Source organism: Arthrobacter sp. E1SS-5, assembly GCF_057073715.1.
Genome location: NZ_CP172703.1, coordinates 3555893 through 3580883 on the forward strand (window position 1 = coordinate 3555893; position 24991 = coordinate 3580883).

Consider the following 24991-nt stretch of genomic DNA (forward strand, 5'->3'; position numbering starts at 1 on the left):
TTCTCATATCGCTATAGCAGTTGTATCAATCCCTTGACCGCTACGTCAACCACTCCAAGCGCTGGTAGAAAGCGTTTTCTAGCCGTCCCGTCCGCCTGACTGCCGACGAGACCGGGAAAACAGCGGGAAAAGAAAGAAATCGCTTTCCCGAAGCCGTATATGCTGTCCTTCAAAGCACCTGCCTTCCGGCCTGCGAACTTCCGGTCACCCACTGTTCCGGAGGGCGCGGCCGGGCGGCGTAAAAGAAGGGTTCCCTATGGCCAGGAAATCGGCAAGCGGCCGGATCGGTATTGCGGACGTCGCCGTAAAGGCGGGAGTTTCCCATGCCACCGTCTCCCGCGTCATGAACGGGAACTTCACCGTGGATCCGGACATTGCAGCCAGGGTCCGTGCCGCCGCCGCGGAACTGAAGTACCAGCCCAACCCGGTGGGGCGCAGCCTGGCCCTCGGCAAGACGGACACTATCGGCATCGTGGTGCCGGACCTGGCCAATCCCACCTTCCAGGAGATCCTCCGCGGCCTCAGCCGTGCCGCAGCCCAGGACGGCTACCGGGTCCTCATTGCGGACTCGTTCGAAGTTTCCAGCGAAGAGTCCATCCTGGCCGGCGAAGCCCGCCGGCGGTGTGACGGTCTGGTCCTGTGCGCCCCGCGCATGTCCGATGCGGAACTGGAGGAGATCGCTCCCTCCCTGCACCCGCTGGTACTGATCAACCGCACTACCGCCACCCCGGGCGTGCCCAGCCTGGTGGTGGACTACGGCCAGGGCGTGCAGGACATCGCCGGGCACCTGGTGGAACTGGGGCACACCCGCCTGGCCTTCCTCGCCGGCCCGCCCCGCAGTGCCTCCAACGACATGCGGCTCAGGGGCCTGGAGGCCTTCAAGGCCGCCCACCCGGAGGTTGAGGTGACCATGCTTGAGGGCGGCTCGGACTTCGATACCGGCCACGAAGCGGTGGATGCCGTCCTGGCGAGCGGGGCCACCGGCATCCTGGCCTTCAACGACCTGGTGGCCATGGGCCTGATGAGCGGCCTGCACGAACGCGGCCTGGACGTCCCCGGAGACATCTCCGTCACCGGCTTCGACGACATCCCCTTTGCCAGGTACACCACGCCGGCACTCACCACAGGCGCGGTTCCCATCAGCGAACTGGGCGAGCAGGCCTGGCACCAGCTCCGGGCGCTGATCCGCAAGGAAGGGAACGAAACATCCGGCAGCCGCTATCAGCCGCGCCTGGAAGTGAGGGCCAGCACTGGCCCCGCCAAGGCGCCGCGCAGCACGGTCCACGGCTGACCCCCTATGACATCGGCGGCAGTCACGCCGGCCGGCACTGCCGCGAACTGCCACCTCGCCAAGCTACCCACTCCCAGAGGAGGAGCCATGACCCACACCGTCCAGCCCAACAACCCGGAGGCTACCCCGGCTCCGGACGCCACGGACATCCCCGCAGCCCCGGCACCCGCCAAGGCTCCGTCGTCGTCCGCCCTGCCCGCAGCACTCAAGCGCCGCGTCCCCAAGTACTCGGACCTGGCGCCCCTGATGCAGTTCAAGAAGCCGGAATTCAGCAGGGAAGCCCGGTTGAAGCGGGCCAGCACCATCTGGGAGCTCCGCGACATCGCCAAGCGCCGCACGCCCAAAGCGCCTTTCGACTACACCGACGGCGCGGCCGAGGATGAGATCACGCTCCGCCGCGCCCGCCAGGCGTTCCTGGACATCGAGTTCCGGCCGGGCATCCTGCGGAACGTCTCCGCGATCGACCTAAGCACCGAGATCCTGGGTAAGCCCTCCCGCCTGCCCGTGGGCATCGCCCCCACCGGATTCACCCGCATGATGCAGTCCGAGGGTGAATATGCCGGATCGCAGGCCGCCGAGGCTGCAGGCATCCCCTACACCCTGTCCACCATGGGCACAGCCTCCCTTGAGGACGTCGCCGAGGCTGCTCCCAACGGCCGCAACTGGTTCCAGCTGTACCTGTGGACGGACCGCGACCGCTCGCTGGAACTCATCGATCGTGCCGCCAAGGCGGGCAACGACACCCTCATGGTCACCGTGGACACCGCCGTGGCAGGCGCCCGCCTCCGCGACGTCCGCAACGGCATGACCATCCCGCCCGCCCTGACCCTGAAGACCGTCCTCGACGCTTCCTACCGCCCGGCCTGGTGGTTCAACTTCCTCACCCACGAGCCGCTGACGTTCGCCTCGCTGTCCCGCTACACGGGCACTGTGGCGGACCTGATCAACTCCATGTTCGATCCCACGCTCACGTTCGGGGACCTGGACTGGCTGCGCGAAACCTGGAAGGGCAAGCTGGTGGTCAAGGGCATCCAGACCGTGGAGGACGCCCGCCGCGTGGTGGACCACGGCGCCGACGGGGTGGTCCTCTCCAACCACGGCGGCCGCCAACTGGACCGGGCCCCCATCCCGTTCCACCTGCTCCCCGAGGTCAAGCAGGCTTTCACCACCGACAACACCGATGCCGCCATCATCCTGGACACCGGCATCATGAGCGGCGCGGACATCGTTGCCGCGCTGGCCCTGGGAGCGGACTTCACCCTGATCGGCCGCGCATACCTTTACGGCCTGATGGCGGGCGGCCGGGCCGGTGTGGACCGCACCCTCCAGATCCTGGAGAAGGATATGGCCCGCACCATGGCCCTGCTGGGCGTCAGCCGGGTTTCCGAGCTGACCCCGAACCACGTGCGGTTGTTGGGAAAGTAACCCCTACTTCTTGCGCCCGAACTTGGGCAGGTTGGGAAGGTTCGCCAGCAGGTCGGCAGCCTTGGTGGCGGCGCGGCCAACGGTGCGTCCGATCTGCTGCGGAACGCTGTCATCGCTCAGCGGCGCGGCGGTTCCGCCGGGAATCACGACGGCGGGGCTCAGCTCGGCGCCGTCCCGCACCAGGACAGGCGCCGGGGTTTCCTCCCTGGCCGGCTGCGCGGGTTCCAGGGGCCGTGGGGCGGGCGGCAGCGATGCCGCCGCAGCGGCGACGCCCTCCCGCAGGTGGGAGGGGACTGCCTGGCCGGCGGCTGCCCGGTCCGCCCCGGCTGGTGACGCGCCGGCTTTGGCGCCGGGGCCGACGTCGAACGTTTCCAGCCAGGTGGCGATGCCCTCCAGCGGGCCCCGGTTCAAGGCGTAGTACCGCTTCTGGCCCTGCGCACGCATGCTGACCAGTTGCGCTTCGCGGAGGACTTTCAGGTGCTTGGAAATGGTGGGCTGGCTCGCCGCCAGTTCCTCCACCAGTTCCCCCACGGCTTTGTCTCCTGCACGGAGGGCCACCAGGATGTCCCGCCGCGTGGATTCCGCTATGACGGCAAATACGTCGTCTGTCACCATGCCTCCCACCCTAGCGACATATACGCCGAAAGGCATCAACTATTTCGGCTGCCGCAGGTCGGGCCGGCTAGTCGAACCAGGGATCCAGGCCGTGCAACGGGAACACCGCCTTGCGTGTGGCCATCACCGTACGGTCCACCGCGTCATTCGGGTCGAAGCCCACTTCCCAGGAACGCCACCACAGCTCCACGTCGTCGCCCATGAGGGCGGGCGCTTCCCTGCCGAACTTCTCCGCCACGTACTGCCGCCAAACCTCGGGCACAGGTGTCCGCAACGGCACGGGCCGCCCCGCGGCGATGGCCACCAGATGGCTCCAGGCGCGCGGCACCACGTCCAGCACGTTGTACCCTCCGCCGCCAGTGGCGATCCAGCGTCCGCCGCAGTACCGCTCGGCCAGATGCGCGACGGCGTTTGCTGCCTCCCGTTGTCCGTCCACGCTCAGGTTGAGGTGCGTGAGGGGGTCGCTGCGGTGCGAGTCGCAGCCGTGCTGGCTCACGACCACCTCCGGTTCGAAGGCACCCACCAGTTGCGGCACCACGGCATAGAAGGCGCGCAGCCAGCCGGCGTCGGATGTGCCTGCGGGCAGCGCGACGTTCACGGCCGTGCCCTCGGCGGCGGGCCCGCCGATTTCATTGGCGAACCCGGTGCCGGGGAAGAGGGTCAGGCCCGTTTCGTGCAGCGAGATGGTGAGCACCCTGGGATCGTCCCAGAAGATGTTCTGCGTGCCGTCCCCATGGTGGGCGTCAACATCGATGTACGCCACCTTGCGCACGCCGCCGTCGAGCAGTCTCTGCACAGCGATCGCAGCATCGTTGTAGATGCAGAACCCGCTGGCCCGCTCCCGGGCCGCGTGGTGCATGCCGCCGCCGAAGTTCACGGCATGCACGGCAGAACCCTCCAGCACCCGCTGGGCTGCGAGCAGGGAGCCGCCGGCCAGGCGCGCAGCGGCTTCATGCATGCCGGCAAAGGCTGGATCGTCCTCGGTTCCCAGCCCGCGCGACTCATCCGGCTGCGAAGGGTCGTCGCTGACGCGGCGCACCGCCGCGACGTAGTCGGGCGAATGGACGCACTCCAGTTCAGTGTCCGTTGCCACCTCGGGTGGAGCCACCTCGACGTGGTCAAGGTCGAAGATCCCCAGGCTTCCGGCCAGGCGGGCCGTCAGCTCCATCCGCTCCGGCGCCATGGGGTGGCCCGGGCCGAAGTTGTAGGCTGTCATGTCAGGACTCCACGCCACCACCGTTGGCGGCGCGGGTTGGCTGAGGCCGGGCAGGTATGTCATCAATCACAGGCTACCCGAGCCCGGCCTGCCGTCCGCCCGGCCATGGAGGGGGCTTGCGTGGTTTACTACTGAAGGAAGCCGTTTCAACCGAGGAAAAGCCATATATGACGCAGAGCCAGTCGAGGCCCCGGACCCCGGCCACCTGGCACCCCCCGGCGCAGGAGCGGGAGGGCCTGTGGATCTTCACGCGGCTGCGCGACTTCATCGACGATATTGCCAACACCTCTCCCGCACGGCTGGCCCTGACCGCGTTCGCCGCGGTCTGCACGGTGTTCACGTTCCTGCTGTCCCTGCCGGTCTCGTCGGCTGACGGAACCCCCACCCCCGTCCACCAGGCGCTGTTCACTGCCGTCTCGGCCGTGTGCGTCACGGGACTGACGGTGGTGTCGACGGCGGTCCACTGGTCCTTCTTCGGCCAACTGGTGATTCTGGTGGGCATCTTCATCGGCGGCCTGGGTACGTTGACCCTGGCCTCGCTGCTGGCCCTGATGGTCAGCAAGCGGCTCGGCGTCCGGGGCAAGATCATCGCCGCTGAATCCATGAACAGCGCCGGCCGGCTGGGCGAGGTGGGTACCCTGCTGCGGATCGTCATCACCACGTCCGTGGTCATCGAAGCGGTCCTGGCTTTGGCACTCGTCCCCCGGTTCCTCACGCTGGGCGAGCCGTTCTGGCAGTCCGTTTGGCACGGCATCTTCTATGCCATCTCGTCATTCAACAACGCCGGTTTCACGCCCCACTCGGACGGCATCGTCCCCTATGAGACGGACCTGTGGATCCTCATCCCCCTCATGGTGGGGGTCTTCCTGGGCAGCCTGGGATTCCCCGTGGTGATGGTCCTGCAGCAGAACGGCCTGAACTGGAAGAAGTGGAACCTCCACACCAAGCTCACCATCCAGGTCTCCCTGATCCTCCTGGTGGCTGGGGCATTCCTGTGGGGGCTGATGGAGTGGGACAACGTCCGGACCATTGGTTCCATGAGCGTGGGCGACAAGGTCACGCACGCGCTCTTTGCCTCCGTGATGACCCGGTCCGGCGGCTTCAACCTGGTAGACCAAAACCACATGGATTCCACCACCATGCTGCTGACCGACGCCCTGATGTTTGCCGGCGGCGGTTCCGCTTCGACGGCGGGCGGCATCAAGGTGACCACCATCGCCGTCATGTTCCTGGCCATCATTGCCGAGGCCCGGGGCGACGCCGACGTCAAGGTGTACGGCCGGACCATCCCACAGGGCAGCATGCGGGTGGCCATCTCCGTGATCGTTGCCGGCGCCACCCTGGTGTCAGTGTCGGCGTTCCTGCTGCTGCACATCAGCGGCCAGTCCCTGGACCGCGTATTGTTCGAAACCATCTCGGCGTTCGCCACGGTTGGGCTCAGCACCAACCTGAGCGCCGAGGTTCCGCCTGCCGGGGTCTACGTCCTCACGGTGCTGATGTTTGCAGGCCGTGTGGGTACCGTAACCCTCGCCGCCGCGCTGGCCCTGCGCCAGCGCAGCCAGTTGTACCACTACCCCGAAGAGAGGCCGATCATTGGCTAGTTCCACAGACGCCGCCCGGCGCCCCGCCCACAACGCGCCAGTCCTGGTGATCGGGTTGGGCCGCTTTGGATCGTCCACCGCAGAGCAGCTGGTGAAGCAGGGCCGGGAAGTACTGGCCATCGAGCGGGACCGGAACCTGGTGCAGAAATGGGCACCCCTCCTGACCCACGTGGTGGAGGCCGACGCCACCAACATCGATGCGCTCCGCCAGCTCGGCGCCCAGGAGTTCAGTTCCGCCGTCGTGGGCGTGGGCACCTCCATCGAGTCCTCCGTGCTGATCACCGTCAACCTGGTGGACCTGGGTATCGAGCACCTCTGGGTCAAGGCCATCACGCCCTCGCACGGCAAGATCCTCACCCGGATCGGCGCCAACCATGTAATCTACCCCGAGGCCGACGCGGGGGTGCGTGCGGCGCACCTGGTGTCCGGGCGCATGCTTGACTTCATCGAGTTCGACGACGACTTCGCCATCGTCAAGATGTACCCGCCGCGCGAAACGGTGGGCTTCACCCTGGACGAGTCAAAGGTCCGCTCCAAGTACGGCGTGACCATTGTGGGCGTGAAGTCCCCAGGTGAGGACTTCACCTATGCGCGGCCGGAGACCAAGGTGTCCTCGCGGGACATGCTTATCGTCTCCGGCCACGTGGACCTGCTGGAGAGGTTTGCCGCGCGGCCCTAGCCGAGCTGCTTGGTGATCTCCGCCGCCCGGTCGGCTGCCGCCTTGGCGCCGGCCGCGATGATGGCGGGGATCCCCTGTTCGTCGAACGTGGCGATGGCGCGCTCGGTGGTGCCGTTGGGGCTGGTGACCGCCTTGCGCAGCGCTGCGGGGTTTGCGCCGGGTTCGGCGAGCATGAGGCCTGCCCCGGCCACCGTTTCGCGCGCCAGCAGCAGGGACAGTTCGCGGTCCAGGCCCAGCTTCTCGCCTGCGTTTGCCATGGCCTCTGCAAGGTAGAAGGCGTAGGCCGGACCTGATCCGCTGATGGCCGAGAGCGCATCCACCTGCTCCTCCGGGACCTCAACGACCGTTCCGGCACCCTTCAGGATGTCCTTGACCTGCTGAAGCTGTTCCGGCGTGCAGTGCGTGCCAGGCGAAACGGAGACGACGCCTCGGCCCAGCTTTGCCGGGGTGTTGGGCATGGTCCGGATCACCGGCTGTCCAGCAGGCAGTGCGGCCTCCAACTGGGCGATGGACACGGCCGCGGCCACGCTGACCACTACGGTGTCCGGCGACAGGGCAGGGCTGATTTCCCGGGCCAGGTCCGTGATGCCCACGGGCTTGACGCCAAGAATAACGACGGCGGATCCCTTGGCGGCCTGCTTGTTGTTGTCCGGCTCTTCCTCGCCCGCGATGGCGGTGATCCCCTGGTAGCGTCCGGCCAGTTCCGAGGCACGCTCAGCGCGTCGGACGGTGGCCACCACATCCCCCGGATCGGTTCCTGCCTTCAGCAGGCCGCCAAGAATGGCTTCGTTCATGGATCCACAGCCAAGGAATGCGATTCGGTTGCTCATGCCTCCATCATTGCAGGACGCACGCATTCACAGGCAACTCCCATCTTCGCCGCAGGCAGCACACAACTTACGGCCCTAACGTAGTTATTACCTCATTGAGGGTGCGAGTGATGCGGCAGGCATGGGGATGCCTGCCAGGGCACCGGCGGCGTGGCAACAGGTTTTCCCCCATTTTCCTGTTGCCCGCCCCGGTGCTTCCGCTTTTAAGCGCCAGGCCTGGCCCTCTCGCTGCGAAGCGATGGGCAAGCAGTAAAGCTAGACGGCAGCGTCCACCGACTGCGCTGCAGCGACGTGGGGGGCAGGCTGGAGCGGGCCGGAAAACACCAGCTGGTCCAGGCGCCGCAGGATGAGCCCTTCACGCAGGGCCCATGGGCAGATGCGCAGCTTCTTGAACTTGAACATCTCCAGGGCGGCCTCGGCCACCAAGGCCCCGGCAAGCAGCTGGTGGGCCCGTGCCTCTGAGACGCCGGGAAGGTGGAGCCGGTCTTCCGAGCTCATGGCCGAGATCCGCTGGGTCCAGATGCCCAAGTCTGAGGCATGCAGTTCGCGTTTGACGTAGGGGCCCTCAGCGCTTGGGGCGGCGCCGGCGATCCGGGCCAGGGAACGGAAGGTCTTGGACGTACCGGCCACCACGTTTGCCCGGCCCAGGCCGTCGAATTCCCGGACGGCAGGCTTCAGCGTGGCCCTGATGTAGCGCCGCAGTTCCTTGACGCTTTTGGCCGACGGCGGGTCCCCGGCCAGCCAGTCCCTGGTGAGCCTGCTTGCGCCCAGCGGCACGGAAGTGGCCACTTCCGGCAGTTCATCCTGGCCGAAGGCCATCTCAAAGGAGCCGCCGCCGATGTCCAGGTTCAGGATGGGCCCCGCACCCCACCCGTGCCAGCGCCGGACGGCGAAGAACGTCATGGACGCTTCCTCGCTGCCCGTGAGCTCCTGCAGGGTCACGGTGGTTTCGTGCTTGACCCGGGCCAGGACTGCGGGGCCGTTGGTGGCCTCTCGGATGGCCGACGTACAGAAGGCCAGCAGGTCCTCGGCCTTGTGCCGGGCAGCGAATTCCCACGCTTCCAGCACGAACTCGGTCAGCTCATGCTGTCCTTCGTCGCTGATGCTGCCGTCCGGTTCGAGGTACTGGACCAGGGACAGTGGCCGCTTGTGCGACGCGAACGGGACCGGCTGCGCGCCGGGGTGGGCATCCACCAGGAGCAGGTGGACAGTATTGGAACCAATGTCGAGGACGCCTAGACGCATGGGGACATTATTGCTCGTCAGCGCGCTTGAAGTCGCGCCGGATGTTGGCGACGCCCTCCGGGTTGATTTCAAAGCCGTAGGCGGCTCCGGGGTTGATCACCATGCCCAGCTCATCGCCGAGGTTGGCGATAATGGCTGCCCCCTGGGTGCCCAGCACATTGGGTGCGGCTTCGAGATACTGCTGGTCAACCCTGCTGGGGTGCGAGAAAACGGCAAGGACGGGGTCGCCGTCGGCGTTCGCCAGGACCAGCGGCTCCACCTGGGAGTCCACGCCTTCCACCGTGTCCGAGCTGATGATGTAGACCTCGCTGTTGAGGAACGACAAGATGACGTCCACGGGGTTGGCGTCAGCCTGTCCGCCGGTGGCGAGCTTCTCTTCGAGGTCGTTGAGCGGGTTGGTGTCGTCGATTCCCTGCTGTTCAGTCATACGACTAGCCGATCACGATCCGGTGGCCGGCGCAAACGCGCCGGCCAGGATGCTACTTCTTTGCCGTTGCCTTCTTCTTGGCCGGCGCCTTGCGGGTGGCGGTCCGCTTGACCGGGCCCTTGGCACGCTTCTCGGCCAGCAGCTCCACTGCCTGCTCCCGCGTGAGTTCCTCGAGGGAGGTGGCGCGGGGAACCGTGATGTTGGTGATGCCGTCGGTGATGTAGGGCCCAAACCGGCCCTCCTTCACCACGATGTTCTTTTCCGACACGGGATCCGGGCCGAACTCGGCCAGCGGCGGTACCGCGGCACGGGCCCCACGCTGCTTGGGCTGGGAGTAGATCTCCAGTGCCTGCTCCAAGGTGATGGTGAAGATTTCCTCTTCGGAGCCAATGGAGCGGGAGTCCGTTCCCTTCTTCAGGTACGGGCCGAACCGGCCGTTCTGGACCGTGATCAGGTTGCCCTCGGCGTCCTCTCCCAGCGCACGGGGCAGGCTCATGAGCTGCAGTGCCTCGTCCAGGGTCACGGACTCGACGGTCATGGACTTGAACAGCGAGCCCGTGCGCGGCTTGGCCTTGACCGGCTTCTTGGGCGGCTTGGGCTTGCCGTTCTTGTAGTACTCCACCGGTTGCTTGGCCAGTTCCTCGTCCGTCATCTCGGGGATGATCTCGGTGACGTAGGCACCGTAGCGGCCGTTCTTTGCCACCACTGTGTGCCCCGTGTGCGGATCGGCGCCGAGCACGCGCTCCTCCGGCGCCGCCGTCTCCATCAGTTCGATGGCCTTGGCAGCGGTCAACTCGTCGGGCGCCAGGTCCTCCGGTACGTTGGCGCGGGCCGATTCAACGATTTCGCCGGTCTTCGGGTCCACTACGGCGGCCGAGCTTTCCAGGTACGGGCCGAACTTGCCCACCCGGAGCGTGATTTCGTCCGTGATGGGGATCGAGTTGATTTCCCTGGCGTCGATCTCGCCCAGGTTGTTGACGATGCTCAACAGGCCGGGATCGGAGTCCTCGCCGAAATAGAAGTGCCGCAGCCAGGAGGCGCCGGCTTCCTGGCCGTTGGCGATCTTGTCCAGGTCGCCTTCCATGTCGGCGGTGAACTCGTAATCCACGTAATCGGAGAAGTGCTGCTCCAGCAGCCGGATGACCGAGAAAGCGATCCAGCTGGGAACCAAGGCTGAGCCCTGCTTCCGGACGTAGCCCCGGTCCTGGATGGTGGAGATGGTGGAGGCGTACGTGGACGGGCGGCCGATCCCCTTCTTCTCCAGTTCCGCGGTGAGGGACGCTTCCGTGTAGCGCGGCGGCGGGGAGGTCTCGTGGCCCACGGCCTGGATGTCCGCCGCGGTGAGGGAGTCGTCCTTGGCCACGTTGGGCAGCCGGCGGGCTTCGTCGGAGTCGTCGTCGCCGCGGGTTTCGTCCTTGCCTTCCTCGTAGGCGGCCAGGAAGCCGGGGAACGTGATCACGGTGCCCGAGGCGGAGAACTCTGCGTCCCTGCCGTCGGCGGACACGGCACCCAGGCGGATGGTCGCCGTCGACCCCTTGGCATCGCCCATCTGGGACGCGACGGTGCGCTTCCAGATGAGTTCGTAGAGGCGGAACTCGTCCCCGGACAGCTGCTTCGCCACCTGGGCCGGCGTGCGGAAGGAGTCACCTGCCGGACGGATGGCCTCGTGCGCTTCCTGCGCATTGGCGGCTTTGTTGGAGTACACGCGCGGGGACTGCGGCACGTATTCCGGACCGTACAGTTCGGACGCCTGCCGGCGGGCGGCGGTGACCGCCTCGTCGCTCAGCGCGGAGGAGTCGGTACGCATGTAGGTGATGTAGCCGTTTTCATACAGCCGCTGGGCGATCTGCATGGTGCTCTTCGAGGAGAAACGCAGCTTGCGGCCGGCCTCCTGCTGCAGCGTGGAGGTGGTGAACGGGGCAGCAGGACGGCGGGTGTACGGCTTGGTGTCCACTGAGCGGACGCGGAAGTCCGCGTTCTGCAGGCCGGCCGCCAGGGACGTTGCCAGTTCCTCGTTGAGGTGGGCAACGTTCCGGGAGGTGAGCTCGCCGTTGTCGTTGAAGTCGCGGCCCGTGGCCACCTTGGCACCGTCCACGGCAGCAAGCTTGGCCTTGAACGAGCCGGACTCCGCGCCGAACTGGCCGGTCAAATCCCAGTAGGAGGCAGCCTTGAACGCCATCCGCTCGCGTTCGCGGTCCACCACCATTCGGGTGACCACGGACTGCACGCGGCCGGCGGACAAGCCGCGTGCCACTTTGCGCCACAGCACGGGTGAGATTTCGTAGCCGTAGAGGCGGTCCAGGACGCGGCGGGTTTCCTGTGCGTCCACCAGGTCCTGGTCCACGTCGCGCAAGTTGCCCATGGCGCGCTGGATGGCTTCCTTGGTGATTTCGCCGAACGTCATCCGGTACACAGGGACCTTGGGCTTGAGCACTTCCAGCAGGTGCCACGCGATGGCTTCGCCCTCGCGGTCCCCATCTGTTGCGAGATAGAGTTCGTCGGCGTCCTTGAGTGCGGCCTTAAGCTCAGTGACCTTTTTCTTCTTGTCCGGGGACACCACATAGTAGGGCTTGAAGTCGTGGTCAATGTCGACGGCGAACTTGCCCACCGAGGTCTTCTTCAGCTCTGCAGGCAGCTCGGACGGTTGCGGCAGGTCCCGGATGTGACCGATGGAGGCCTCCACGATGAAGCCCTCGCCGAGGTACTTGGCGATGGTCTTGCTCTTGGCCGGAGACTCCACGATCACGAGTTTCTTGCCGGTTTTGGCCTTGCTTGGCACGGTGCTCCTACAGAAAAAGATTGCTGGGGCAGATGAGCCCATGTTCGCCTAGTTCACCATATTTTGGGGAATCGTGCGCATTCATGTGGAAAAGACGGGGCTCCATTGCGGGCTTACGGGGGCCTCCCGTCAGGCAGTCATCCCGGCCGGGATCAGGAAGCCGTCACGGACCAGATTGGCAACGTCGGCGAGCAGCGCACCCTGGAAGGACCCGCCGTCGAAAGCTTCCTCCCCGGCCATATCCCCGCCCAGCAGGGCCTCCAAGGCGCCGGCAATCTGCCCGGCGGTAAGGTCGCCGTCGCACGCCGACACGAACCCGGCCAGCTCGGTGCTCATCAAATTGGTCCGGCGCAGCCCCGCACCCTGCCGCAGCAGGATCACGCCGGGATGTTCCGCGCCGGGACGCTGGTGGCGCTCCTCGGTGACATCGTCCGCCACGAGCAGGTGCGTGTTGCCAAGATCATGCGCCGCCAGCCAGTCGCAGCGTTCGACGGCGGCACCCAGGTGGGGACCGATGGGCTGCTCAATGGGGTAGGTGATTTCCTCGAAGCGGCTGATGGCGGCCGGCGCACCGTCGGCGGGGCGCCGCAGCCACACCATGCCGAAGCCGATCCCGGTTACATTCCTGGACGCGAAATCCGCGAGGTAGGCCGCGTACGCCTCCCGGTAATGCTGCCGGTCCCGGGACTCCGAGGCGTCCTGCAGCCAAGTCTCGGCGTACTGTTCCGGGCTGACCTGCTCGCGCTGGATGAACCAGGCGTCGGTTCCCGGCCGGACCCAGGACCTTGGCCGGGCATCCCAGCCCGCCCCCGCGGGAACTTCCCAGTTCCCCAGCATCTGGGCCCAGCCACCGGGCGCCAGGATCCCCGGCAGGTCCGCCGCCAGGGACGCGACAATCTCGTCGCCCGGCAGGCCGCCGTCGCGGTAGGTGAACTGGTCCGCCGCATCCTCGCCTGCACGGCGCGGGGTGATGACGAACGGCGGGTTGGAGACCACCAGCCCGAACTCCTCGCCCGCTACGGGCTCCAAAAGTGAGCCCAGGCGCAGGCTCACCCGGCCCTCGAGGCGCTCCGGGTCCACGGACAGGGCCTCGGCGTTGAGCAGGATGTTGAACCGTGCGTAGGCCAGGGCCCGTTCGGAGATGTCGGTGGCGGTGACGTGCTGGCAGTGGTGCAGAAGATGGAAGGCCTGGATGCCGCAGCCGGTGCCCAGGTCCAGGGCGCGCTCAGTGTGCCGGCGGATGGTGGTCTGCACCAGGGTGGTGGACGCCTGCCCGATCCCCAGGACGTGGTCGTGACGCAGCACGCCCGCCTGCTGGTGCGCGGCAAGGTCGCTGGCCACCCAGAGCTCCGCCCCGCCGCTGCCGTCGTCGTTCTTGTCCCACCCGTACGGCCGCAGGTCCGCCTTGGCAGTGAGCAGCTCCGAGCCGGGCACCGGCTGGACGAGTCCCAGCTCCAGGAGGCCGTCCACACCGGTCTCCGGCAGCGCGGCGTCGAGCGTTTCCGGCTCCTGCGGCTCGGCGAGGAGCCACAGGCGGACGACGGCGGCAAGCGTCGCCACGCGGCTGTCCTCCTTTACAGCCTGCTCGGCAGCGAGCAGCGCCGGGATGAGCTGGTCCCGGTTCAACGCGGCAGAGGCTGTAGGGCCAAGGAGCCGGGCAACGCCGTCGAGCGTGTAGTCCAGGCGGCGGAGGTCCGCAGCAAGCGCGGCGAGCAGTCCGGGGAGGTCGCTGCGGGGAGCGTCGGGGACGTTGCCGGCGGTGAACTCATAAGGGGATCTAGGCACCGCTCAAGTTTAGTCCGGCGCGGGTGCGCGGTACGGTGGAGCCATGCCTTTGCACCTCTCCCCCGTTCCGCGCGCCCGCATGGCGGCCGCGGCCCGGCGTTCCCTCCGGGTGACAGTGGTTGCCGCTGTGCTGGGCCTTGGCATGACGGGGTGTTCACAGGGGACTTCCGTGGAGAACGCGGATGTTCCCAAGTGGCGGGCCACTGCCCTGCCGTCCTCCCCGGCCGGGGTTGTGCTCCAGGACTCGGGGAAGATCCTCAACCGGGACCGCATTGTGCAGGAAGCCGCCAAGGTGCCCGCCGGCACTTACTCCCTCACAGCGGTGTGCGACGGCACGGGCAAGGCATTCTTCGCCGTGTCGCTGGACGGCAAGGCTGTGGCGGAAGCCGGGGCAGCGTGTAACGGCAGGCAGGAATCCACCAGGATCACCCTGCCCGCCTCCGGACGGGTTGAAATCAGCACCTCCAGCGTGGACGCACCGCTGCTCTACGCCTACCGGCTGGTGCCCGGGCAATAGCACCTCCTCCGGCTCTGGCCCGCTGCCCGGTGCGGGCATAAAGTCGGACTATGCCCAGCGTGCGGGGAAACTCCGCGCCCCTTACCGGAGGGACAGCACGGGCGCCCCTGGCACCGAAGCCGGCGGCCGCCGTCGCCCTTGGGCTCGTGCTTGCGGCAGGTGCGCTGGTGGCCTGTGAATATACGTACGACGACCGGGCCGGCAGCGCGCAGGGTACCGCAGCCGTCACTCCTGCCCCGGCCTTCACCCGCGATCCGCTGCAGCAGGATCCCGTCAGCGACGCCGAGCTGGGCGACTGGGTGTCCCGGGCGTTGCCGGACAGCACCGGTCCCGTGGTTCAGTCCGGCGCCGGACTCCTGGGCGCCGGGGAGGTGCGGAACGTTTCGTCGCCGGCGCTGGAGACCGGAACCTACATCCTGGCCATTGCCTGCCGGAGCCAGCGCCGGGTGACGTTCACGGTGCGCACGGAAACCCTCACCTTGGTGGACCTGGGCCTGCGGTGCGGCATCAACCGCGAAAACGTCATCTACCTGTCCACGGACAGCGTTCTAACCGTCAGGGTGGAGGCCAGGACTCCTGCCAACTACGCCTTCCGCGTGCGCCGGCTCTGATCCTGGACTCTACGCCTGCTGGACTCTACGCCGCAGCGCAGCCGTCCGGGCAGCGGAGGGTTTCCGGGCTTGCAGCGCACTCGGCGCAGTACAGCGTCAGGGTGCGGCAGCTGGGATTGGAGCAGTTCTCGAATTTGTTGGTGGGCGCGGAGCAGCGGGCGCATTCCCCGATGGTTTTGGCGTCCTCGCTGAACTCCAGGTGCATGCGCTTGTCGAAGACGTAGAGCGAGCCTTCCCAGAGCCCCTGGTCCTTGAACGCTTCGCCGTACCGGACAATGCCGCCGTCCAGCTGGTACACCTCTTTGAAGCCGCGGTTCACCATCAGGCTGGAGAGCACCTCGCAGCGGATGCCTCCGGTGCAGTAGGTAACCACGGGCTTGTCCTTAAGGGCGTCGTACTTGCCGGACTCCAGCTCCTTGATGAAGTCATGGGTGGTGGCCACGTCCGGGACCACGGCGTTCTTGAACCGGCCAATCTGCGCTTCGAACGCATTCCGGCCGTCGAAGAAGACCACGTCCTCGCCAGCCTCTTTCCTGGCGTCGACGAGCTCGTGCAGCTGCTCGGGCTTGAGGTGCTTCCCGCCGCCCACTACACCGTTGGCGTCCACCTTGAGCTCTCCGGGAGCGCCGAAGGAGACGATTTCGTCCCGCACCTTCACGCTGAGCCGGGGGAAGTCCTCCGCACCCCCGTCGGACCATTTGACGTCGATGCCGCGGAAGCCGGGGTATTCGCGGGTGGTTTTCACGTACTGCTTAACGGCGCGGATTTCCCCGCCCACGGTGGCATTGATCCCGTCCTTGGAGATGAGGATTCGGCCTGTCAGTCCCAGCTTCTCGCACAGGGCGCGCTGCCAAAGCCGCACCGCATCGGGATCGGCGATGGGGGTAAAGCCGTAAAAGAGCACAATCTTGTTCAAAGCCACGTATTTAAGGGTACCGGCTGGGCTGCCTGCACCTGCCTGCCTCCGGATAGCCCGGGGCCTGTGCTCATCACAATTGCATAAGCACTTCCGCACCCCCTGTTGCTGGCGATCGGGCTGGAATAGTGTTCATCCCATGAGTCCGGAAACCCTGGTTGAAGACATCACTGGCCTGCTCGAAGTGTGGGTTGCCGGCTGGGCGGGATGTCGCGGCTACCGGACCTCCACGGAGGGCCGTTTCCCTTCCGCGCTCCGCGCCGACACCAGCGGGGAGTGGGAAGTCTTCGCGTCCGAACCTACCGCGGACGAGTTCGCCGCCTTGGCCGCCAGGACGGCCGAGTCCCCGGCCCGCGTGCTCACCGTCCTCACGAACGATCCCTATCGGTATGCGGATCTGGCCGCCCGGCACGGGCTGAACGTCACTTCGGACACGCAGACGATGATGATCGTGGACATGGAGACCCAGGACGCCGAGGATCCCTGGCTTTCAGACGATGACTTGAGCCTGTCCACCTACGAGCAGGACGGCGTCCACTATGCCGAAGTCCGCTCCGGAGACGCAGTCGCGGCCAGCGGCCGGGTCTTCGTGGTGGGCGATACCGCAGTGTTCGACAAGATCATCACCGAATCCCCGTTCCAGCGCCGGGGCCTGGGCAGCTTCATCATGCGCGCCCTTGCGGCCCAGGCCTTCGGCCACGACGTGCGGACCGGTCTCCTGCTGGCTTCGGCAGACGGACAGAAGCTCTATTCACACCTCGGCTGGACCACGGTTGCACGGGTCCTGATGCTCTCGGCGTCCCACGAGGGCGCGGACCTCTCCCTGAGCTGAAGCTGCCTGCCCGGTTTTTCCGTGGGCGAACCGCTGACCGTGCGCTAGGCGCCGGATGAAAGAATGGTGGGGTGAACCCCCATGACTCCCTGATTCCTTTGCTGGGCCGCGGCCCGGACCCGGAACAGCTCCGTCATGTCCGCACCATCCCGGCGCGGGAGGCGGTCCACGCACCGTGGCCGGCATGGCTGCATCCGGACATCGCTGAGGCATACGGCTCCCTGGGCATCCGGGAGCCATACCGGCATCAGGTTGATGCGGCCAACGCAGCCCACTCGGGCGGACACGTTGTGGTGGCCACCGGAACTGCATCCGGAAAGTCGCTGGCGTACCAACTGCCGGCTCTGGATGCGATCCACCGCTCCGAGTTGCGGGTGCTCGCGGACCCGGGGAAGATCCACGACGACGGCGCCGTCACCCTCTACCTCTCCCCCACCAAAGCCCTGGCAGCCGACCAGTTGAACGCCATCCGTGCCCTGAAACTGCCCACCGTCCGGGCCGAAACCTACGACGGCGATACTGATCCAGCCGCCCGCCGTTGGATCCGGGACCACGCCAACTTTATTCTGGCCAACCCGGACATGCTGCACTTTGGCATTCTTCCCAACCACGCCTGGTGGGCAGGGTTCTTCCGCCGGCTGCGCTATGTGATCGTGGACGAGGCCCACAGCTACCGCGGCGTTTTCGGATCCCATGTGGCCAACCTGATGCGGCGGCTCCGCAGGATCTGCGCCTATTACGGGGCAGGAACATCGTTCCCGGAGCCCGTCTTCATTGCGGCCTCCGCCACCGCTTCCGAACCTGATGTCTCTTTCTCGCGCCTCATCGGCGCTCCCGTGAAGGCGGTGTCCCGCGACTGTTCGCCCCATGGGGCCACCACCGTGGCGCTGTGGGAACCGGCGCTGACCGAGGTCCGGGGCGAGAACGGGGCCAAGGAGCGGCGGACCGCAGTTGCCGAGACGTCGGACCTGCTGGCCAATCTGGTATCAGCCCGGATCCGCACCATTGCCTTCATCAAGTCCCGGCGAGGGGCCGAGACCATCTCCGCCATCACCAAACGTCTCCTTGATGAGGTGGACCCCAGCCTTCCCCAGCGGGTGGCGGCCTACCGTTCCGGGTACTTGCCGGAGGAACGGCGTGCTGTGGAGAAAGCCCTGCGTTCGGGGCAGTTGTTGGGCGTTTCCAGCACATCCGCACTCGAGCTGGGTATCGATATCTCCGGCCTTGACGCGGTCCTGGTGGCCGGCTGGCCCGGCACGCGCGCATCGCTGTTCCAACAGATAGGCAGGGCGGGCCGCGCCGGCCAGGACGCCATCGCCGCGTTTGTGGCCAGCGACGATCCGCTGGACACGTTCCTGGTGAACCACCCCGAGGCGATCTTCGACGTGTCGGTCGAAGCAACCGTCTTTGACCCGTCCAATCCCTACGTGCTCGGCCCGCACCTGTGCGCGGCGGCTGCGGAACTTCCGCTGGGACCTGCCGAGCTCGACCTTTTCGGCGGAACCGCCGAAAAGCTCCTTGACCGGTTGGTGGCACAGGGCTACCTCCGCCGCCGGCCCGCGGGCTGGTTCTGGACCCACTCGCAGAGCGCCGCGGCCATGGTCAATCTCCGGGCGGACGGCGGGGGCCCGGTCAGCATCGTCGACGCCGAGACCGGCTCCCTCCTGGGAACCATGGACTCGCCCCAAACCCACTACCAGGCGCACACCGGCGCGGTGTACGTCCACCAGGGCGATACCTACGTGGTGGAGGACCTGAACGAAGATGACCACTGCGTCATGGTGCGCCGGGCAAATCCCGACTACTACACCACAGCACGGGACGTGACCCAGATCGAGGTCCTGGACACCGTGCGGACCATGCAATGGGGCGATGTGACCGTCCACTTCGGCGACGTGAAGGTCACCACGCAAGTTGTCTCCTTCCAGCGCAAAGCCCTGATTTCCAACGAGGTGCTGGGTGAGGAGCCGCTTGAGCTGGGCGCACGCGAGCTCTTCACCAAGGCGGTCTGGTTCGTGGTGGACAACCGTTCCCTGACGGGGGCGGGACTGATTGAAGCGCAGTTTCCCGGCGCCCTGCACGCCGCCGAACACGCGGCGATCGGGCTCCTCCCCCTCGTTGCCTCCAGCGACCGCTGGGACATCGGCGGGGTTTCCACCGCACTGCACGCCGACACCGGTGTGCCCACCATCTTCGTATATGACGGGCACCCCGGCGGCGCAGGGTTCGCCGAGCGTGGCTTCGACAAGGCCATGGTCTGGCTCGCGGCCACCCGGGACGCCATTATGGCCTGCGAGTGCGACTCTGGCTGCCCGTCCTGCGTCCAGTCCCCCAAATGCGGCAACAAGAACAACCCCTTGGACAAGGCTGCCGCGGTGACCCTGCTGGATGTCCTGCTCAAGGACGCCACGGAAGCCGTGCCGGTGGAACAGGAAGCCAGGAGCTGAGTCCTGCAAGACCGCCATGTCTATGGTGGAGGTCCTGCCCGGGCACGACCGGTGGCCGCGCCCAGCAGCGGGCGCTCGCCAAGCTCAGTCCGCACCTCAATGGTTTGCCCGGCCCCCTCAGTGCAACTGAGGACCGTAGCCGCGTGGCGGGCTGCCACGTCGGCGGCAACCGTGCACGGCTCACCGCTGCTGATGCCTCGAAGTGCGTCAGCCGCCGCAAGTGCAGCCAGGTCCGCGGCCGATGCCGCCCGGCTTGCAAGGACAGCTGACTGGGCCAGCAGCAGCATGACCGCCATCGCTGTGATGACCACAAGCGCCAGCCCTGCAGCCAGGACCGTCCCCGAGCCCCGCTCACGGCCATCGTCCCCTTTAAGCACAGGGCGGCGCAGCTTGGCTTTCCCCATCATTTGAGCCCGGTTCCGTCGGTCAGGCCACCGCCGACACCACCCGCAGCTCCGGTCCCCGCTGTTTCACTGCGGGTTGAGGCACGGGCGGTGAGGGTCCACGGGATGGAAGATCCCAAGGGCCCAGGCACCCTGTCTGTCACGGTGATGCTGAGCCACTCTCCGTCGGCAGACACGGAAGCCGCCGCCGACCCACCGGCAAGCGTCCGGACTGTCCGTTCCACCGCTGCCGGGTCATCGCCCCGTGCCAAGGCCCTGGCACCGGCCCGGGCTCCCTCTTCGATACGCAGCTGCGTCATGCCGGCGGCGGCACCGGCAAGCAGCATGGCCAGCAGCGCCAGTACTGCGGGAAGTGCCACGGCAAACTCCGCCGTCACCGCACCCAGTGCTTTGGCCGCGCTGTCCGTTGCTCCCCTGCCTCGTTGCTTGCTTCCTTGCCCGCTGGCTGCCCTATAGCCGGCGATGCCAGCGCGGGCTACATGGAACCCGGACACCAAGCCGCCGGCGACCCGGCTGCAGGCGATGCTGCGGCAGGTGACTCTGCGGCTGGAAGTCGGAAGGGGTCGCCGGCAGTAAAGCAAACTCTGCACCACACTGACGGCGGGTACTGGCGTCACGGCAGCGCCAAGGCGGTGCGGATGAGGTTGAGCAGGAAGCCCCGAACTTCATCGCTCCGGAGGATAAACACGAGCAGCCCGGCAAACCCAACCGCGGCCAGGGTGGCAATGGCATATTCCGCCGTTGCCATGCCGGCCTCGGAACACATCAGTCTTGCGTTACGCCGCGTCCCGGACGGGGCACTCCCTGAACCGGACATGGGCGGGCGAGGAGTTGAACCGGACGCAAGTGGGCGGTCACCCACCGAACAAGGAGCAACAAATCCAGGCCCCATTGAATCAGGGCAGAGTTCCCCGACGTGGCCTGGCAGCGGGACCGACGTGGTCCGGACTGAAGCCGTCATGGCTGATGCCTTCGTGGAAGGTGCATCCACGAGCGATACAGGAGCGGAAACGTACTGGGCGCCGCTGGTGTTACGAGGGCGTCCGTTTCCCCTGGAAGGCTGCAGCGGGCCCGTCCGCAGTCCGGATGCGACGAGCGCGGTGGTTCCGGAAGAGTAGCTGGCGGAGTACTGACGGTGGCGGTGGTTGGTGGACATGTGGTTCCCTTTCGGTTGTTCGCCGGTGGCTTTGCCGGCTGCTTTTGACTCTTCCCGCCCTGGCTGTTGCCGGTAAGGGAAGGGATTGGCTAAGTGGAAAAGCGGGGCAACCTCCCCCGTGTGGAGGAAGGGACGGCTCCGAACGACTGGACAGAAGAAGGCCGGCAACCAGGGACGCCGGGCGCGGGACAGCACTGGGACGCCGGAGCCGGACAGCACGATCAGCTAGAAACGGACTGCACAGGCCCGCTAGGAGCCTGACGGCACCAGGGCCAGCAGCACCGGAACAACCCCCAGGCAGATGAAAGCAGGAAGCGAACACAGGCCCAGCGGAACCACCAGCTTCACCCCGAGCGAGGCCGCCCGCTTTTCAGCGGCCCGGAACTGTTCCCGCCGAAGCCTTGCGGCCTGGGCGTAAAGGATCGCGGAAGACGGGGCGCCGGTGAGGGCTGCGAAGCCCAGGGCATCCCGGAGCTCCAGGATCCCGCTGCTGCGGACGGCGGAGCTGCGCCAGGCAGTTTCCCAGTCGGCACCGATGGCCAGCGCGGAGACCACGGGTCGCAGCGAGTTCCTGTACTGCAGTGCCGCCGAGGCCGCCACCAGCTCAAGCGCTCGCCCAATCCCGGCCCCGGCATCGAGCATGGCAGCAACGAGCTCAAGCATCATGGCTGTATCGTCCAAACCCCTGCTGTGATTGCCTCCCGGACCAGTGGTGGGCTTTGCTCCCGGACCTGGAATCGACAGGCGGCGAAGCCGTTGGCGGGACCGGTCATGGCTGGAACAGGCGAGCCAGGCGCCCGCCGCGAGCAGCAGGAAAAGCGTGAGGCCCGGGCCCAAAACCGCGGTCATGGCGTTCCCGGCCCCGCAGCGGCCGAGACAAGCCGGGCGGACCAGGCACGCCCCACGACCGTGAGCACTGCTCCGCCCAACAGTGCGGCCAGTCCGAGGGGTGTTCCCAGCAGGGTGGCCAGCGGATCCACACCCAGGGCGGCACCCAGTCCAAGACCCATCAATGGGAGCCAGGTCAGGAGCCGGACGGTTGCCTTGGGCCCGGCGAGCGCAGTCTGCCGCGCCGCGTCCGCGTCATCCTCCGCTTCGAGCTGGGCCGCAAAGCGCGTCAGCACGTCGGCGAGCGGACACCCGCTGGCCTCTGCGATGTCGAAGCAGGCGGCGAGCTGTGACCAGGTCCGGGCCTCCCTGTCTCTGGCCTTGAAAGCTGTAGGCAGTGCGCGCCGGATGGCTTCGGCGACGGGAGCTCCCGTTGCGGCAGCCGCCCGCGCGGACCCCAGTACGGCAGCTGATCCCTCTGAAAGCGTCGGACCGGAGTCGGGTGCCTCCCTGATCGGCTGCCCATTCCCATTGGGGACGCCATAGACGGTCCAGAGTTCGTCCCACAGCCGCCCGGGTGTTCGTCCGCCCCTGAGCAGCGCCGCAAGCTGCTGCACCACCAGGGTCAGGCCGGATCCCCTGGTCGTTGCGGCGTTTCCGCTGGCCGCCCTGCCCCACGGCAGCCTCCGCCGCTTTCGGAACGTTCGCGATTTCGGACTCCTCCTGGTCGCTGCCCGCAACCTGGAAGCAGCATCCAGGGGCGGCTTGAGGAGCAACAGCACAGCAGCGCACAGCACCACGCTGAAGAGAAGAGTCACAACGCGCCCTCGGGGTCCATTCCCAACCGGGCTGCCAGCGCGGGCCATGCGGGGCCCGGCGTCCCAGATTGTCCAACGGCCGGCAGCACCGTCAGTCCTTCGGCGCCGTCGCTGACAAGCCCAATGCAGAGGACTTCCCTGCCCCGTTGCGTCCTGCCCACGTGGATGACCACATCCAGCGCGCTGGCCGCCTGGAGCCGCACAGCCTCGGGACCGAGCCCTGCGAGCGCTCCGAGGGCGTTGAGCCTGGCCGGTACGGCTGCTGCCGTGTTCGCGTGGATGGTGCCTCCGCCCCCGCTGTGTCCGGTGTTCATCGCGGTGAGGAGTTCACGTACTTCAGCGCCCCTGCATTCACCCACCACCAGCCTGTCCGGGCGCATCCGCAGCGCCTGCCGAACGAGTTCCCCCAAGTCCACCGCGCCGCCTCCCTCGAGGTTTCCGTGGCGTGACTCGAGGGCGACGACGTGGGGGTGGACGGGATTCAGCTCCGATGCGTCCTCGATCAGGACCAAGCGCTCTTCCGGGGAACAGAGGCCCAGCAGGGTGGACAGCAGCGTGGTCTTGCCGGAGCCCGTGGCACCACTGATCAGGAAGCTCAACCTTTGGGCAACAACCCTCTCCAGCAGCGTCTGGACCCCAGGACCGAACATGCCGCCAGCGCCAAGCTCCGCCATGCTGAAGACACGTTCCCGCCGGATCCGGACGCTCAGCAGCGTCCCGGACGTGGATACCGGCGGCAACACGGCATGGACACGGTAGCCGCCGGCAAGCCTGACATCGACACAGGGTGAACCGTCGTCCAGGCGGCGCCCGCCTGCCGCCACGAGCCTGCAGGCCAGTGCCCGAAGCTGTGCCTCACCGTCGAACAGGACGGCAACTCTTTCGATGCCCCGTCCCCGGTCCACCCAGACGGAGTCGGGCGCGTTGACGAAAATGTCGGTGACGTCAGGGTCCCGCGTCAGCTCCTGCAGCGGCCCCAGCCCATTGAGCTCGGCACTGATCCGCTCCACGGCGGCGAGCGATCCGGCGGTACCCAACAATTTGCCCGTGGCCTGGACGGCTGCCGCCACACGGGAGGGCGTCACGGCTCCGGCCTCGGCCATCATCGACTCGCGGACCGATTCCAGCAGCCCGGAGTCCACGGGCCTGCCGGGGCCGACGGTATCCCTGCTGCGCCCAGGGCGCCCGGCCTGGTTCGCCGCCAGTATGCGGGCGCTGCGCCGTTCCCCCAGGCCTCCAGACCCCGGCGTCCTGAGCATTTCCATCGCCGGATTCAGTGGAGTACCTGCTGCCCGCCTCACGCCATGTCCCCCGCCTGCAGATCCTCTCCGAGCCAATCGAGCACGTTTCCACCGAAATGCCTTATCTTCCGCCGCTTCCCCAGGTCCAGGAGGCGGCCGGATTCCATCGCCCCGGCCACAGCACGCAATTCAGGGATACGGCCCTGCACTGGCAGCCCCACAGCGTCAGCGATCAGGGAAGTGTCGAGCGCCGCGCCGGGCCGCCCCCGCACCAGCAGGCCTGCCTCCACCGGCGGAAGTTCGTGCAGCAGGCGCACTGCCGCCACCGCTGCCTTTAGCTGCGCCGGCACCACCAACAAGATCCGGTCGCAGTCCCAGGCCACCGTGTGGAGCGGCCCTGCGCCGCGTCCCACATCAACAACAACCAGTTCGTAACCCCGCCGCGCAGCATCGAGCACGCCGGCTGCGGCAGCCCCAGCGACCGGGAGGAGTTGTTCGCGCGTGGCGGGCCAGGACAGGAAGGAAAAGCCTCCGGCAACCGGCAGGGAGTCAGTGAACTGCAGGGGATCAATGCTTCCCCTGGCCTCGGCGAGGTCCGGCCACCGCAGTCCGGGATTTTCCTCCGCGGCGAGGGCCAGTTCCAGGCCTCCTCCCCACGGGTCTCCGTCCACCAGCAGGACCCTGGCGCCCAGCCCTGCTGCGGCCTGCGCTATCCAGATGGCAGCGGTAGTGGCCCCGGCGCCGCCGCAGCCACCGATGACGCCAAGGACCAGCCCACCCGGACCCGGCGAGCGCGACCGGCTGAGGTGGTCCGCCAGCCAGGCGGCGGCATCGGGCAGCACGGCAACACGTTCGGCACCCAGGGCAGCCGCGAGATGCCAAAGGCTGTCCCCCTCGCCGTCAAGGCCCACCATGACCGCAGGCGTGCTCCGGCGGTGCGGCAGTTCCCTGATGTCACTTCCCACCAGGACGGCTGCTGCCGAGTCCCAGTAGCGCCCGCCCTCCACCGCGTCCGCGACGACGCGCAAGTGGCCGCCGGCGGCTGCCACAATGCGTTCCACTTCGGCGCGGAGGACACCGGAGGAGGTAACCAGCAGTACCTCGCCCCGCCCCGCGGACACTGATGGATCCGGCACCGAAGCAGCGGGCGATGAACTGTATGGACCTGAAGCGTGTGCACCGGCGCCAGGTAGACCCCCGTCGTCCGGCAGCCACGCGGCACCTGACTCCCCGGTCCCGAAGGACATTGGGTCCCCGGGAGGCAAGGAACTCCGCGGCGACGCCGGGGCCGCGTCCGTCTGCCGCCAGGAGGAGCCTCTCGCCTGTTC

23 protein-coding genes are annotated in these 24991 nt (G+C 67.2%); 8 read left to right on the plus strand and 15 right to left on the minus strand.

The annotated features are described in order from the left end of the window. The first annotated feature begins 256 nt into the window (after window positions 1-256). On the plus strand, window positions 257-1291 hold the full coding sequence (locus ACIGJD_RS16635) for a LacI family DNA-binding transcriptional regulator (protein ID WP_483687129.1): 1035 nt from the start codon (window positions 257-259) through the stop codon (window positions 1289-1291). An 87-nt stretch (window positions 1292-1378) separates the two neighbouring features. Further along, window positions 1379-2716, plus strand: a complete 1338-nt coding sequence (locus tag ACIGJD_RS16640; protein ID WP_483687130.1) for an alpha-hydroxy acid oxidase — start codon at window positions 1379-1381, stop codon at window positions 2714-2716. A gap of 3 nt (window positions 2717-2719) precedes the next feature. Here the strand turns inward: ACIGJD_RS16640 and ACIGJD_RS16645 are convergent, their stop codons facing one another. After that, the gene (locus tag ACIGJD_RS16645) at window positions 2720-3331 is read right to left on the minus strand and encodes an ArsR/SmtB family transcription factor (RefSeq protein ID WP_483687131.1); all 612 of its coding nucleotides are present in this window, start codon (window positions 3329-3331) and stop codon (window positions 2720-2722) included. Window positions 3332-3398: 67 nt separating this feature from the next. Continuing rightward, window positions 3399-4610, minus strand: coding sequence for an acetoin utilization protein AcuC (locus ACIGJD_RS16650; RefSeq protein ID WP_483687132.1), 1212 nt, complete (start codon window positions 4608-4610; stop codon window positions 3399-3401). Window positions 4611-4714: 104 nt separating this feature from the next. Here ACIGJD_RS16650 and ACIGJD_RS16655 point away from each other — a divergent pair, with 104 nt between their 5' ends. Both ACIGJD_RS16655 and ACIGJD_RS16660 read left to right on the plus strand, forming a co-directional pair. Then, entirely contained in the window at window positions 4715-6148 is a 1434-nt protein-coding gene (locus tag ACIGJD_RS16655; protein WP_483687133.1) for a TrkH family potassium uptake protein, read from the plus strand. Then, window positions 6141-6827, plus strand: coding sequence for a potassium channel family protein (locus ACIGJD_RS16660; RefSeq protein ID WP_056328631.1), 687 nt, complete (start codon window positions 6141-6143; stop codon window positions 6825-6827). Before ACIGJD_RS16655 ends, ACIGJD_RS16660 begins: the two co-directional genes overlap by 8 nt. On the opposite strand, the gene proC is transcribed toward ACIGJD_RS16660, so the two are convergent. From proC to ACIGJD_RS16685, 5 genes are all read right to left on the minus strand, one after another. Continuing rightward, entirely contained in the window at window positions 6824-7657 is an 834-nt protein-coding gene (gene proC / locus ACIGJD_RS16665; RefSeq protein WP_483687134.1) for a pyrroline-5-carboxylate reductase, read from the minus strand. The two genes, ACIGJD_RS16660 and proC, sit on opposite strands and share 4 nt — an antisense overlap. A gap of 255 nt (window positions 7658-7912) precedes the next feature. After that, window positions 7913-8902, minus strand: a complete 990-nt coding sequence (locus ACIGJD_RS16670; RefSeq protein WP_483687135.1) for a Ppx/GppA phosphatase family protein — start codon at window positions 8900-8902, stop codon at window positions 7913-7915. A 7-nt stretch (window positions 8903-8909) separates the two neighbouring features. Beyond that, window positions 8910-9329 (minus strand): SseB family protein, encoded by a 420-nt coding sequence (locus tag ACIGJD_RS16675; RefSeq protein ID WP_483687136.1) that lies wholly within the window; start codon window positions 9327-9329, stop codon window positions 8910-8912. Between the two features lie 52 nt (window positions 9330-9381). Beyond that, on the minus strand, window positions 9382-12108 hold the full coding sequence (gene topA, locus ACIGJD_RS16680) for a type I DNA topoisomerase (RefSeq protein ID WP_483687137.1): 2727 nt from the start codon (window positions 12106-12108) through the stop codon (window positions 9382-9384). A gap of 129 nt (window positions 12109-12237) precedes the next feature. Continuing rightward, window positions 12238-13893: a DUF7059 domain-containing protein gene (locus ACIGJD_RS16685; RefSeq protein WP_483687138.1), complete on the minus strand. Its 1656-nt coding sequence runs from the start codon at window positions 13891-13893 to the stop codon at window positions 12238-12240. Between the two features lie 43 nt (window positions 13894-13936). On the opposite strand from ACIGJD_RS16685, the gene ACIGJD_RS16690 reads away from it, so the two are divergent. Together ACIGJD_RS16690 and ACIGJD_RS16695 are read left to right on the plus strand one after the other, a co-directional pair. Beyond that, entirely contained in the window at window positions 13937-14410 is a 474-nt protein-coding gene (locus ACIGJD_RS16690) for a hypothetical protein (RefSeq protein WP_483687139.1), read from the plus strand. Window positions 14411-14460: 50 nt separating this feature from the next. Then, window positions 14461-15021 carry a hypothetical protein gene (locus ACIGJD_RS16695; protein WP_483687140.1) on the plus strand — a complete coding sequence of 187 codons (561 nt, stop codon included), beginning with the start codon at window positions 14461-14463 and terminating at the stop codon, window positions 15019-15021. A gap of 25 nt (window positions 15022-15046) precedes the next feature. On the opposite strand, the gene trhO is transcribed toward ACIGJD_RS16695, so the two are convergent. After that, window positions 15047-15943: an oxygen-dependent tRNA uridine(34) hydroxylase TrhO gene (gene trhO, locus ACIGJD_RS16700; RefSeq protein WP_483687141.1), complete on the minus strand. Its 897-nt coding sequence runs from the start codon at window positions 15941-15943 to the stop codon at window positions 15047-15049. A gap of 133 nt (window positions 15944-16076) precedes the next feature. On the opposite strand from trhO, the gene ACIGJD_RS16705 reads away from it, so the two are divergent. Both ACIGJD_RS16705 and ACIGJD_RS16710 read left to right on the plus strand, forming a co-directional pair. Then, window positions 16077-16769: a GNAT family N-acetyltransferase gene (locus ACIGJD_RS16705; protein WP_483687142.1), complete on the plus strand. Its 693-nt coding sequence runs from the start codon at window positions 16077-16079 to the stop codon at window positions 16767-16769. 71 nt (window positions 16770-16840) lie between these two features. Continuing rightward, window positions 16841-19216: a DEAD/DEAH box helicase gene (locus tag ACIGJD_RS16710; protein ID WP_483687143.1), complete on the plus strand. Its 2376-nt coding sequence runs from the start codon at window positions 16841-16843 to the stop codon at window positions 19214-19216. A gap of 20 nt (window positions 19217-19236) precedes the next feature. Here ACIGJD_RS16710 and ACIGJD_RS16715 read toward each other — a convergent pair whose 3' ends face one another. The 7 genes from ACIGJD_RS16715 to ssd form a co-directional block, all read right to left on the minus strand. Beyond that, window positions 19237-19623, minus strand: a complete 387-nt coding sequence (locus ACIGJD_RS16715) for an Rv3654c family TadE-like protein (protein ID WP_483687144.1) — start codon at window positions 19621-19623, stop codon at window positions 19237-19239. Further along, window positions 19620-19979 carry a TadE family type IV pilus minor pilin gene (locus tag ACIGJD_RS16720; RefSeq protein ID WP_483687145.1) on the minus strand — a complete coding sequence of 120 codons (360 nt, stop codon included), beginning with the start codon at window positions 19977-19979 and terminating at the stop codon, window positions 19620-19622. Before ACIGJD_RS16720 ends, ACIGJD_RS16715 begins: the two co-directional genes overlap by 4 nt. Window positions 19980-20233: 254 nt before the next feature. Continuing rightward, the gene (locus ACIGJD_RS16725; protein WP_483689525.1) at window positions 20234-20512 is read right to left on the minus strand and encodes a DUF4244 domain-containing protein; all 279 of its coding nucleotides are present in this window, start codon (window positions 20510-20512) and stop codon (window positions 20234-20236) included. A 513-nt stretch (window positions 20513-21025) separates the two neighbouring features. Then, entirely contained in the window at window positions 21026-21625 is a 600-nt protein-coding gene (locus tag ACIGJD_RS16730; protein ID WP_483687146.1) for a type II secretion system F family protein, read from the minus strand. Continuing rightward, entirely contained in the window at window positions 21622-22422 is an 801-nt protein-coding gene (locus ACIGJD_RS16735; RefSeq protein WP_483687147.1) for a type II secretion system F family protein, read from the minus strand. The genes ACIGJD_RS16730 and ACIGJD_RS16735 overlap by 4 nt, the downstream gene beginning before the upstream one ends. Next, window positions 22419-23687: a TadA family conjugal transfer-associated ATPase gene (locus ACIGJD_RS16740; RefSeq protein ID WP_483687148.1), complete on the minus strand. Its 1269-nt coding sequence runs from the start codon at window positions 23685-23687 to the stop codon at window positions 22419-22421. Before ACIGJD_RS16740 ends, ACIGJD_RS16735 begins: the two co-directional genes overlap by 4 nt. A gap of 32 nt (window positions 23688-23719) precedes the next feature. Further along, on the minus strand, window positions 23720-24799 hold the full coding sequence (gene ssd / locus ACIGJD_RS16745) for a septum site-determining protein Ssd (protein WP_483687149.1): 1080 nt from the start codon (window positions 24797-24799) through the stop codon (window positions 23720-23722). Window positions 24800-24991 lie beyond the last annotated feature (192 nt).

What these genes read in the sequence shown, in the direction of transcription:
- ACIGJD_RS16655 (WP_483687133.1), top strand. Translation starts at nt 4,715, where the DNA reads ATGACGCAGAGCCAGTCGAGGCCCCGGACCCCGGCCACCTGGCACCCC.
- ACIGJD_RS16725 (WP_483689525.1), bottom strand. Translation starts at nt 20,512, where the DNA reads ATGGGGCCTGGATTTGTTGCTCCTTGTTCGGTGGGTGACCGCCCACTT.
- ACIGJD_RS16705 (WP_483687142.1), top strand. Translation starts at nt 16,077, where the DNA reads ATGAGTCCGGAAACCCTGGTTGAAGACATCACTGGCCTGCTCGAAGTG.
- proC (WP_483687134.1), bottom strand. Translation starts at nt 7,657, where the DNA reads ATGAGCAACCGAATCGCATTCCTTGGCTGTGGATCCATGAACGAAGCC.
- ACIGJD_RS16695 (WP_483687140.1), top strand. Translation starts at nt 14,461, where the DNA reads ATGCCCAGCGTGCGGGGAAACTCCGCGCCCCTTACCGGAGGGACAGCA.
- ACIGJD_RS16675 (WP_483687136.1), bottom strand. Translation starts at nt 9,329, where the DNA reads ATGACTGAACAGCAGGGAATCGACGACACCAACCCGCTCAACGACCTC.
- ACIGJD_RS16740 (WP_483687148.1), bottom strand. Translation starts at nt 23,687, where the DNA reads ATGGAAATGCTCAGGACGCCGGGGTCTGGAGGCCTGGGGGAACGGCGC.
- ACIGJD_RS16640 (WP_483687130.1), top strand. Translation starts at nt 1,379, where the DNA reads ATGACCCACACCGTCCAGCCCAACAACCCGGAGGCTACCCCGGCTCCG.
- ACIGJD_RS16715 (WP_483687144.1), bottom strand. Translation starts at nt 19,623, where the DNA reads ATGATGGGGAAAGCCAAGCTGCGCCGCCCTGTGCTTAAAGGGGACGAT.
- ACIGJD_RS16670 (WP_483687135.1), bottom strand. Translation starts at nt 8,902, where the DNA reads ATGCGTCTAGGCGTCCTCGACATTGGTTCCAATACTGTCCACCTGCTC.
- ACIGJD_RS16635 (WP_483687129.1), top strand. Translation starts at nt 257, where the DNA reads ATGGCCAGGAAATCGGCAAGCGGCCGGATCGGTATTGCGGACGTCGCC.
- ACIGJD_RS16690 (WP_483687139.1), top strand. Translation starts at nt 13,937, where the DNA reads ATGCCTTTGCACCTCTCCCCCGTTCCGCGCGCCCGCATGGCGGCCGCG.
- ACIGJD_RS16650 (WP_483687132.1), bottom strand. Translation starts at nt 4,610, where the DNA reads ATGACATACCTGCCCGGCCTCAGCCAACCCGCGCCGCCAACGGTGGTG.
- ACIGJD_RS16645 (WP_483687131.1), bottom strand. Translation starts at nt 3,331, where the DNA reads ATGGTGACAGACGACGTATTTGCCGTCATAGCGGAATCCACGCGGCGG.
- ACIGJD_RS16730 (WP_483687146.1), bottom strand. Translation starts at nt 21,625, where the DNA reads ATGACCGCGGTTTTGGGCCCGGGCCTCACGCTTTTCCTGCTGCTCGCG.